5 protein-coding genes are annotated in these 11433 nt (G+C 42.6%); all 5 read left to right on the top strand.

All coding sequences use genetic code 11. From position 1 onward, the window contains the following. The first annotated feature begins 89 nt into the window (after window positions 1-89). The 5 genes from RMZ42_RS31170 (at window position 90) to RMZ42_RS31150 (ending at window position 11226) form a co-directional block, all read left to right on the top strand. A complete protein-coding gene (locus tag RMZ42_RS31170; RefSeq protein ID WP_322675051.1) occupies window positions 90-1268 on the top strand; it encodes a response regulator in 1179 nt (392 codons plus the stop codon). Window positions 1269-1555: 287 nt separating this feature from the next. Then, complete coding sequence (locus RMZ42_RS31165) at window positions 1556-1921, top strand: response regulator transcription factor (protein WP_069073698.1); 366 nt, start codon at window positions 1556-1558, stop codon at window positions 1919-1921. A gap of 13 nt (window positions 1922-1934) precedes the next feature. Further along, a complete protein-coding gene (locus RMZ42_RS31160; protein ID WP_094352320.1) occupies window positions 1935-2465 on the top strand; it encodes a chemotaxis protein CheW in 531 nt (176 codons plus the stop codon). Window positions 2466-2479: 14 nt separating this feature from the next. Then, entirely contained in the window at window positions 2480-5419 is a 2940-nt protein-coding gene (locus RMZ42_RS31155; RefSeq protein ID WP_322675077.1) for a methyl-accepting chemotaxis protein, read from the top strand. A gap of 122 nt (window positions 5420-5541) precedes the next feature. Beyond that, the gene (locus tag RMZ42_RS31150; RefSeq protein WP_322675050.1) at window positions 5542-11226 is read left to right on the top strand and encodes a response regulator; all 5685 of its coding nucleotides are present in this window, start codon (window positions 5542-5544) and stop codon (window positions 11224-11226) included. Window positions 11227-11433 lie beyond the last annotated feature (207 nt).

Here is an 11433-nt window from a genome sequence, read left to right as displayed (position 1 = left end):
TTTTCAATACTCCATAATCAATACTTAAAGAATAAGTCATAATTCACGATTCAGAATTCAGCAATACTTAAGGAGTACTTTTTAGCTAAATGCAGGGAAATTTAAATGAAATTGATATTTGCAGTATCCTGCAATTGATTGAATTGGGACAGCGAACTGGGCAACTATGGGTGGAAGCTTATAGCTCTCACCATAACAACAAACTGGGTGGAGATGGAGCAAACATTTATCGCCCTAAACAACAGTCTTGGTTCGTTTTTTTCCTGAATGGTCAAATTATCTATTGCCAAGAAGGCGAGAGTAGTTTATCCAGAATTAGTGATTATTTACGTCATTATCGAGTTGAAATGCGACTCACCGACAAACAAATTGCCACCCTACCACCAACCGATGCGCCAGAGTATGCCTATCTTTGGGCACTCTTGGAGCGGAATATCATCAACCCTAAGATAGCTGGTAGTATCATTTACGGTTTGGTGCATGAAACTCTCTTTGATTTGCTGAGTTTACGCCAAGGTAACTTCATTTTCCATCAGGGTGCAGCACTTGCCCCGCAATTAAACACTTATGAGATTGCTCCATTGGTGACAAAAATCACTAAGCAGCTGCAACAGTGGAAACAACTCTATCCACACATTCAGTCTCCAGAGCAATTGCCAGTGCTATCTGACAAAGTTCAGCTACAATCTTCTTTACCAGAAGCAACCGTGAATAAGCTACAACATTGGGCTGATGGTAAAACATCCTTGCGACAACTAGCTCGCCATCTCAACCGAGACATTTTGACAGTCGCTAAGGCAATATATCCTTATGTGCAACAAAGTTGGCTACAACTAGTATACTCAGAGACTAATCACCCAGATACACACACGGATAACAGGGAATTGAAAGAAAAACCGATGGGGCGGATAGTATGTATTGACGATGCGATCGCCATCGGTGAGACTATAAATTCCATCTTACAACCACAAGGTTATGAAGCGATCGCTCTCACCAATCCTTTAGAGGCACTGAGTCTGGTTTTTCAACTCAAACCAGATTTAATTTTATGCGACATTGCTATGTCGGAATTGGAAGGATACGAGGTTTGCGCGATGCTGCGACATTCAACAGCATTTAGGCTCACGCCGATTATCATGCTTACTGGGAAAGATGGGTTTATGGATAGAGTCAAAGCTAGGATGGTCGGGGCAACAGATTATTTGACAAAACCGTTTACAGACACTGAGTTACTGATGCTCGTAGAGAAATATATTAACAACCAATGAAAATAGGGCACTGGGTATTGGGCATGGGGGAGCCACTGCGGTCTTGGGGTCTCCCCAAGTGGAGCAAGTGGCGTCATGGGGCATTGGGCAAATAAACAGATCCAAGATTTGTTGATCTATTAAAAGATGAGTAAAAAGATGTTATCACAGAGTCAGTTAACTGAGTGAAACGTCAATATCCAGGAAAATAGTGAGAACCTAAAATTAATTTATACAGTTAATACTTGCGGAGGAATCAGGGAATGTTCCAATTAGGAACGTCTAAATCAGGAGGTAAATAGACAATTATGAGCACAGTTCTGATTGTGGAAGACAGTATAGCGCAAAGGGAGATGATTACAGACCTCCTGAAAGCAACTGGCCTAACAGTTACCCATGCTAGTGATGGATTAGAAGCATTAGAGGCAATTCAAATAGCACCTCCAGATTTAGTGGTATTAGATATTGTCATGCCCCGAATGAACGGCTACGAAGTTTGTCGGCGGTTAAAATCCGATCCAAAAACCCAAAATGTCCCAGTGGTTATGTGTTCTTCCAAAGGCGAAGAATTCGATCGCTATTGGGGCATGAAACAGGGTGCAGACGCTTACATAGCCAAACCGTTTCAACCAACCGAGTTGGTAGGAACAGTCAAACAACTGCTGCGAGGATAAGGATAAAAACAACATGGTCAGCAAACCGGACTTTTTAAGTGGCAGCGGTCAAGACCACTTTCGACCAGAATTACAAGTAGAAAGTCCTGAAGGTGAGTTACATTTGAGGTTTTACATTCCCTCGCATCAGGAGTTTGCACTACAAGCAACTGGCATCCGGGAGGTAATTGAACTAAGTCCTGACAGAATCACCCCGATTCCTAATGCTTCTCCTTTACTTTTGGGTACTCTAAATTTACGAGGTCGAGTTATTTGGGTGGCCGATTTGGGTCAATTTCTGGGGGAAGCAGGTGCATTAAACACGGATAGAGCTGAAATTTCGGTGATTGCCATTGAAGAGCAAGACACAATAGTGGGTTTAGCAGTAGAGGAAATCGGTGGTATGGACTGGTTGGATGTCCAGAATCTCATGCCACCAACTAGTGTTCCAGATACGATGGCTCCCTTTTTACGTGGAGAGTGGTCATTAGGTGCTAAAAATAATCAGTGTCTCCGATTGCTCGATCAAATGGCAATTGTACGAAGTGCTAGGTGGGCAGGATGAAATTGGAGGAGGAAATGGCAGCAAGTATTGATAATTACGAGCCAACATATCAACAGGCGATGACCGCCTATGTTCAAAGAAATTATGAGGTTGCGGCCACTTTAATTGACCAAGTGGTGCAAAATTTACCAGATGACCCCAATACCCATTTGTTGAGGGGTCACATCTACTATGTTTTACAACACTATGATGTAGCAAAAGAAGAATATCAGCAGGTGTTAGGCTTGACTAACGATCGAGAAATTATTGGTTTTGCCAAGAATGGAATTGACAATATCAATCAATATTTAGAATCATTTAGTGGACAGCTCGATCCATCAGAAAGTCAAGAAGAAATAAACTCTTCAGAGATATCCGATCCACTGGCATATAGCGAATCAGAATTAGAAGATTTAAGCGCTAATCAAGAGTTTGACAGCGACAATCTTGATTTGAACTTTTTTGGAGAGCATCAAGAAAGTCTGAATGGCGTTGAAGATACATCTTCAAAAAGTCCATTCGAACTGCCCACAGAAGATAGTATTGGAACAGAAAAAATATCAGATTCTTCTATAGCTTTTGGTGATGACCCTTTTGCCATGAATGAAGAATCACAGGAACAAGAGCCAAATAAAAACTGGGAGGAAAACACAGAATTAGAGTTGCCTGCTTTTTGGCAGGAAAGTATCTCAGAAGATATTTCTGAAGAATCATTAGCAAATAGTCAATTCTCAGATAATGGGATAAATTCTCCTTACGGAAATTCAACTATTGATAATAATAACTCTTCATCTTCTAATTCACAAACTGATAATAACGAGAATCATTTCCCTGATTTGTTGAGTGAGCCAAAGTCTCCAGATCAGAGTATGGGAAATTTAGAATATAAAAAATCTAATTTTGGAGACGAAACTTTACTGATTGTTGCAGAAGAACCGAGAAATGATTCGCCAACAACAAATAACTTGGAATACGGCAGTCAAAATAACTTATCTGAAACCGAATCCCATAGCTGGTTAACACCAAAAAAAATTGAAGCAAAATCAGATTCTCAGTCGAATTTACCCGATAACGAATCAGCTTTTAATAGTAATTTACCTCGAAAAGAAAAGCATTTTAAATCAGGTGAATTCAGTGGTAAAAATAGCTTCGATGATGATGAAAATTTTGATATGGAAGCATTTGAGTCTGCCTTTGGCTCAGATGGTTTAAACTCTTATGAAGACTCAAGCAATATACTGAATGGAGAAAATTCTAAGAGCAATATCGAGTTTTTAGATGACTTTGAGGAATTTGACGATTTAGGCAATATTCCAGGGTTTGACCTAATCGAAGGAGATTCTAACTTCGGTAATGTCACAATGCATTCTGCTCCAGCAGAAACTAGTGACACTGGACGCCCTCAAGTAGCAGAGGCTTTTGCAAGTAATTCAGCCGATCGCGAAGAAGAACTTTTCTCAATGACTGGTTCCCATGAAGCCGTTCCAGTCTTTAGCCAAACAGATATCTCCAAACTAGAACCCAACGTCAGCATCGAGCAGGGATGGTTAGCACCATTAGAAAATGCCTCCATTGAACGAAAACAATGGCTAATTGCTGGAAGTGTGGGCATAGTCTCGGCGCTGGTTGTAGCCACAGTTAGTTTTGTCGCTACCACATTTTCGCCACCCCAACAACGAGAATCAGTACGAAACACAGGTTGGGCAATGTCACTAGCCGCTGGGATTGCAGGTTTTGCTACCGCAGGCTTCATGGGGAATCTGGCGCTTAAACAAATTCGGCGCACAACTGATGACCTCCAAGCTCAGTTTGAGGCTGTACGTCAAGGAAATCTGAATGCTCAAGCCACAGTGTTTTCCGAAGATGAATTGGGGCATTTAGCCACTGGCTTTAATGAAATGGCGCGGGTAATTTTCACAACCACAAGTGAAGCCCAACGCAAAGCCGATGAACAAGAAGAAGCCAAAGAAAACCTTCAACGTCAGGTGATTCGGCTCTTGGATGATGTGGAAGGAGCTGCTAGAGGCGATTTAACAGTCCAAGCGGAAGTGACAGCCGACGTACTAGGAGCCGTAGCTGATGCCTTTAACCTGACAATTCAAAACTTGCGGGATATTGTGCAACAGGTAAAAGTGGCGGCGAAGGATGTGACAAAAGGTGCAACCAACTCTGAAACCTTTGCGAGAGCTTTATCTAGTGATGCTTTGCGGCAAGCAGAAGAGTTGGCAGTAACGCTGAATTCTGTACAGGTGATGACCGACTCGATTCAACGGGTAGCAGAGGCAGCGCGGGAAGCCGAAACCGTTGCTCGTGATGCTAGTACGATCGCCTTGAAAGGTGGCGAAGCAGTAGAAAATACCGTAGCAGGGATTTTAGAAATTCGAGAAACCGTTGCCGAAACCACTCGCAAAGTGAAGCGGTTGGCGGAATCTTCCCAAGAAATTTCTAAAATTGTGGCGTTGATTTCTCAAATTGCTTCCAGAACAAACTTGTTAGCACTCAATGCTAGTATTGAGGCGGCAAGAGCCGGAGAAGCGGGACGCGGGTTTGCGATCGTTGCAGATGAAGTGCGCCAGCTAGCAGATAAATCTGCCAAATCCCTGAAAGAAATTGAACAAATTGTGATGCAAATCCAAAGCGAAACAGGCTCTGTAATGACCGCGATGGAAGAAGGCACACAACAAGTAATTAAAGGTACAAAATTGGCAGAAGATGCCAAGCGATCGCTCGAAAACATTATTCAAGTGGCGAATCGCATCGATATTCTTGTGCGATCTATTACTAGCGACACTGTGGAACAAACGGAAACCTCCCGCGCCGTTGCTCATGTAATGCAATCAGTAGAACTGACCGCTCAAGAAACTTCCCAAGAAGCACAGCGAGTTTCAGGTGCCCTACAACACTTAGTAGGTGTATCCCGTGACTTGATCGCCTCCGTTGAACGTTTCCGAGTGGAAACTATGGAAACCAGATAAATTGTCATTTGTCCTTTGTTCTTTGTTATTTGCTAATGACCAATACTTCGGCAACGCTCAGTACAAGTGACTAATGACTAATGCCTAATAACTAATGACTAATGACTCTTGACTAAAAAACTATGCTGCCGGAACAACAACAGCGGATTTTGGGTTACTTTATCGAAGAAGCCAGGGATCACCTGAATACCATTGAGCAGGGCTTGCTGAATTTAGAGGGTACCCTGAACGATCCGGAAATGATCAGTGAGGTCTTCCGGGCGGCTCACTCCATCAAAGGAGGAGCGGCGATGCTTGGATTGACTAGCATCCAGCATACCTCCCACCGTCTGGAAGATTGTTTCAAAATTCTCAAAGATAATCCGGTTCAGATTGACCAAAAGTTAGAGTCTTTATTTCTTGGTGTCTCAGATACCCTAAAATCGCTTTTAGAGCATTTGAGTGGGCCTTATGGTCTTTCTGAAGATGCAGCTAATACTTTGATGTCAGAAACTGAGCCAGTTTTTCAATGGCTGTATCAGCATCTGGAACTACTTGTAGAACAAGCAAAGAGTGGAGTAGCCAGCAGTTCTGACGCAACAGAACTTACAACCTCTATAGAGAATGTCTCCACACTTACAGGAATTTTCATGCGGCCAGATATTCCCGATCTGGCAGAAGAAGACACCCATCAGGAATCTCCAGACTCGGTAGCACCCCACGAGATCCTAGACACTCGCGGACTCGCTAACGCTGCGCTATCGCCAGTCACCGCTAAAGAAAATAATAACTGGAGCGAGTTTCAAGCCCAAGTGCTGCAAACACTACGGGAAATGTTGCAATTATTTAAGCAAACTACAACACCTTCAACTCGGCAAAACCTCCAGCAATGCTGTCACCAGTTAGTCAAACTTGGTGAAACTTGGAATTTGCCCAACTGGTGTGGTTTGTGTCAAGCAGCAGCCAGTGCGATCGGCAATCCCGAAAATACTTATCTGACTTTAGCTAAAATTGTCATTACCGAAATCAAACAAGCTCAAGAATTAGTTCTGCAAGGTAGAGAAGCCGAAATTGCAATTAGTCAGCAACTAGAGGCACTTTTAAGCTTTGCAGAAATTGAGTTATTAGAAATTACCCCTGATTTATTTGATGAACAATCTCCGGTTCTGACAGAATCAGAGCCAATTCTATCTGGTGACACCAAGGTGTTAGCCCAGACAACTGAAGAACTGAATCTAGACAAAGATAGTAGCGATAGCTACGCCAACGTCTCCGACGAACGCCCCTCCCTTCAGTTACAAGGAATACCACTAAACGAAAATAGAAACACTAGTCTTACTTTCACCACACATGACGAAGCACACCCAATCAGTAACAATCTCGATCCCAATGGTCCAGAGGTAGGAATAGCTGAGTTAAATACCCTTGCCGATTTATTTGACGGTGAGACTCCCGAACTAGATGAAAGCTGGCATCAAGAAGAAACCTTAGATATTGTTACTATCGATGACTTTGGAATTGATTTGAGCAGCACTGAGGCTGAAGACGCTCATAACGATTTATCTGACTTACTCTCCTTTAATGAGGATATAAGCAACGCGCTACACCCAACAACCACCGCGAAAACAGAAGATTTATCCTTGTTATTTGGCGACCATTTCCTAGAAAAAGATAATTCAGAACCGCAAAATCAACAAACATCTGCTACGCCTTTAGAGTTGAGCGATATTAACGAATTTGAGATAAATTTAGACTCATCTTCTTACGAAATTTTACAAGAGTTTATTGATATTTCTAGTGATACAAACCAGACTAATAGCGAGATTGTCCAAAATAGTGTAGTCGAAGATTTATTGACACTGGGGTTAGATGATGATGAACTATTGCCAACTAGCAATGTCACTCAACCAGAAACTGAGCCGTTCGCCAGTGTAGAACTATCTACTAACCAAGAAAATAATTTTGATAACTTATTCTTAGAAACTAAAAATGCAAATTGGGTAGAAGAAATTACGCCTAGTGACTACATAGAATTACCCCAGCCAACAGACTTGTCTTTGGACAACTTGTTTGCTGAAATGGAAGAACAGCCACAACTATCGACAAGTGAACCAGAAATCAGTGATTTATTTGATACGCCTCCAGTAACAGAACCTGAGTTTTCTCAATCAGAAAACGATCTGAGCAACTTCTGGAACCAGGAAACCACAGAGGAAAAGAACGAATTCGATTCCTTAATTGAGCAGAATGTAGAAAGGGCGTTAGATGAAAGTTTGTTTACTGCGGCGGCTGATGACATTTTTGCTGATAATCAGCAGTCCATACCTTCTCCTATAGCCAGTTTTGATATAGAAGAAGATTTTGATATTAATTTGCAGGAGCAAGAACAGCTAGATTTAATATTATCATCAGACTCTGGAGATAATTTATTTGATGAATTAACATCAAGTAACTTAACTATTTCTCCTATAATCAACAATACCTCCACGCCTGAAACGCCTTTGTTCGCGCAGCATCCTGGAGAAGAAATTCTCAGGCCACAACAACCAGAATCTTTAGATTTTGTTCCAGAATTTACTAATGGAAGCCCAGATATATCTGCTGTCGATCTGGAAGTTAATTCATTAGACTCTTTTGAGGAGAATCCGCAACTTTTGTTTGAAGATGTCGCAACAAATGAATTGACCTATATTCAAATGGAAACCACAGAGAATACTGTGGATGAACTATCAGAAACTATTAGTTTTGGGGAAACTTCAGAATCAGCATTATCCGAAGCACAGCCAGGTGATTTGTTCGGCTCTCTCGATGAAAATCCACAACTGCTGTTTGAAGATGTCGCGACAAATGAATTGACCTATATTCAAATGGAAACCACAGAGAATACTGTGGATGAACTATCAGAAACTATTAGTTTTGAGGAAAATTCAGAATCAGCATTATCCGAAGCACAGCCAGGTGATTTGTTCGGCTCTCTCGATGAAAATCCGCAACTGCTGTTTGAAGATGTCACGACAAATGAATTGACCTATATTCAGATGGAAACCACAGAGAATACTGTGGATGAACTATCAGAAACTATTAGTTTTGGGGAAACTTCAGAATCAGCATTATCCGAAGCACAGCCAGGTGATTTGTTCGGCTCTCTCGATGAAAATCCGCAACTGCTGTTTGAAGATGTCACGACAAATGAATTGACCTATATTCAGATGGAAACCACAGAGAATACTGTGGATGAACTATCAGAAACTATTAGTTTTGAGGAAAATTCAGAATCAGCATTATCCGAAGCACAGCCAGGTGATTTGTTCGGCTCTCTCGATGAAAATCCGCAACTGCTGTTTGAAGATGTCACGACAAATGAATTGACCTATATTCAGATGGAAACCACAGAGAATACTGTGGATGAACTATCAGAAACTATTAGTTTTGAGGAAAATTCAGATTCAGCCCAGACAAGCCCAGAACTTTTAGAGACTGAGGAAAATAATAATTTAGAAACTACCTTTGATACAAGAGAAAACACAGTTGTTGAAAATAATTTATTGTTTACAGAAACCACTGAAATAGTTGCTCAAGAAGATGAATTTGCAGACTTGGCAGCATTATTAGGAGAGGACGTAGCACCCATCCCTAAAGTTAAGAAGATACCAGAAGTAGATTTTGCTGCCTTGGAAGACTTGCTAAGTACAGATAACAACAACGATGTCTACGACGGTCTACGCCAACGCCAGCCCTTCAACACTCAACCAGTCTCAGCTAAAAATGCTACTCCATCACCAGCCATAAAAGATGAATTTGGTGACTTAGAGAAATTGCTGGCAGAAGCGAATCAAACAATATCCCATTCTACTGTAGTAAAATCGAACACCAGCCAAGCTACCCGTCCCTCTAGTCGTCGGGCTGCGAGATTTGAAGAAACGATGAAGGTTCCAGTTAAGCAACTGGACGATATGAGTAATTTAGTTGGGGAGTTGGTGGTAAACCGCAATACTTTAGAGCAGGATCATGAACGACTGCGACAGTCATTAGATAACTTGCTAATTCAGGTACAACAACTCTCAGATGTAGGCGCAAGGATGCAGGAGTTGTACGAGCGATCGCTACTGGAAGCTTCTCTATTAGCTGGACGTAAAAAGAAAGACCCTGGGTTACAAACGTCTGATTCCAATGCCGACAGGGGTTTTAGCGAACTAGAAATGGATCGTTTTACTCCCTTTCACACACTCTCACAGCAGATGATTGAGCGCATTGTACGAGTACGTGAGTCGGCTAGTGACATTGATTTTGTTACCGAAGAAACCGAGCGCGTAGCAAGGCAGTTCCGCCAAGTAACCACCCAGTTACAAGAGGGATTAACGAGAGCGCGAATGGTGCCTTTTGCTCAAACTATCGATCGCTGGCGGCGAGGAGTGCGCGACAACGCCATCAAGTGTGGCAAACAAGTAGAGTTGGTGATCGAAGGTGGCGATACCTTAATTGACAAGATGATTTTGGATCATCTGACCGATCCGTTGACTCACATGCTGAATAATGCGATCGCTCACGGTATTGAAACGCCAGAAGAAAGGCAAACTGCTGGTAAACCACCTGCGGGAATCATTACTATCCGTGCCTTCCACCAAGGGAACCAAACGATCATTTCTGTCGGCGATGATGGTGCAGGCATCGATTCGGCAAAGGTTAAGGCTAAGGCTGTGAAGATTGGTATGATTACAGAAGCGCAGGCAAAAGCGATGTCTCGTTTGGAAGTCTACGATCTGCTGTTCCAGTCTGGTTTTACGATTAAAGACCAAGCCGATGAAATTTCTGGTCGTGGTGTGGGTATGGACGTGGTGCGCTCCGAAATTAGCGAAATTCGGGGAACAGTTAACACCGATTCTGCGATCGGCAAAGGAACCACCTTCACCATTCGTTTACCACTGACTCTAAGTATTTGTAAAGCTCTCTGCTGCGTCTCCGATCGATCTAGAATCGCCTTCCCAATGGATGGTGTAGAAGATACGCTAGATATTCCAGTCAAAAATATTCAGCATGATGCCAATGGGCAATCATTTATTTCCTGGCGCGATACGGTGCTACCATTCCGACCCCTGAAGGAACTTTTAACCTTCAATCGCCAAATCAGTCGCGGTAATGTCTATGGCGGCACCAGAGATGATGATATGGTTTCTGTGGTTGTGGTGCGATCGGCAAATACCCTGATTGCTCTACAGATTGACCTGGTGTTAAGCGAACAAGAAATTGTAATTAAGCAATTTGAAGGCCCAGCACCTAAACCCATTGGTGTAGCTGGTGCTACAGTCCTGGGTGATGGTCGGATTATGCCGATTGCTGACGTACTGGAAATAATTGACATCTTCCAGGGACGGATTTCTACACAAGCTGGTGGCAATTCTTGGCAACAAAAACTGACTCCTCCAGATACCTCTCCTGCGAAGATTGACCCAACAGTGCTGATTGTCGATGACTCAATTACAGTTCGAGAATTGCTATCCCTGACATTTAACAAAGCAGGTTATCGCGTAGAACAGGCACGTGACGGTCAGGAAGCTTGGGATAAACTCCGCTCTGGTCTGCCTTGCGATATCGTATTTTGCGATATCGAAATGCCCCGTTGCGACGGTCTGGAATTACTCTCTCGCATCCAGAAAGACTCTAACCTCAACCACTTACCGATCGCAATGCTCACCTCGCGCGGTGCAGACAAGCACAGACAAATTGCCGCTCAACTCGGTGCTAGTGGCTACTTTACCAAGCCCTATCTCGAAGAAGCTCTACTTGAAGCCGCAGCGCGAATGCTCAAAGGAGAGAAACTCGTTAACTAAATCAACCAAAAGACTTCGATTTTAGGGAAAACTCTACACGCTTCTACCTCGATTAATACTATTTTTTAGTAGTACAATTGTTCTATAAGCAAAAATAGCACGTTTTGCCCCGTCAGAAGCCGGGGCTTTCTTTTTGAGAACAATTAAAGTGTATAGGACTTACGCATTGACAAGGTTGCCAAGAAGTGAATTCAGGGAAAACAAGGA

The organism is Nostoc sp. DedQUE05 (assembly GCF_034530955.1).
In the GTDB taxonomy this organism is placed as follows: Bacteria; Cyanobacteriota; Cyanobacteriia; order Cyanobacteriales; family Nostocaceae; genus Nostoc.
Note: the sequence above shows the minus strand (reverse complement) of the source record. Positions and strands in the feature narration are given on the sequence as shown.

What these genes read in the sequence shown, in the direction of transcription:
- RMZ42_RS31165 (WP_069073698.1), top strand. Translation starts at nt 1,556, where the DNA reads ATGAGCACAGTTCTGATTGTGGAAGACAGTATAGCGCAAAGGGAGATG.
- RMZ42_RS31170 (WP_322675051.1), top strand. Translation starts at nt 90, where the DNA reads ATGCAGGGAAATTTAAATGAAATTGATATTTGCAGTATCCTGCAATTG.
- RMZ42_RS31150 (WP_322675050.1), top strand. Translation starts at nt 5,542, where the DNA reads ATGCTGCCGGAACAACAACAGCGGATTTTGGGTTACTTTATCGAAGAA.
- RMZ42_RS31155 (WP_322675077.1), top strand. Translation starts at nt 2,480, where the DNA reads ATGGCAGCAAGTATTGATAATTACGAGCCAACATATCAACAGGCGATG.
- RMZ42_RS31160 (WP_094352320.1), top strand. Translation starts at nt 1,935, where the DNA reads ATGGTCAGCAAACCGGACTTTTTAAGTGGCAGCGGTCAAGACCACTTT.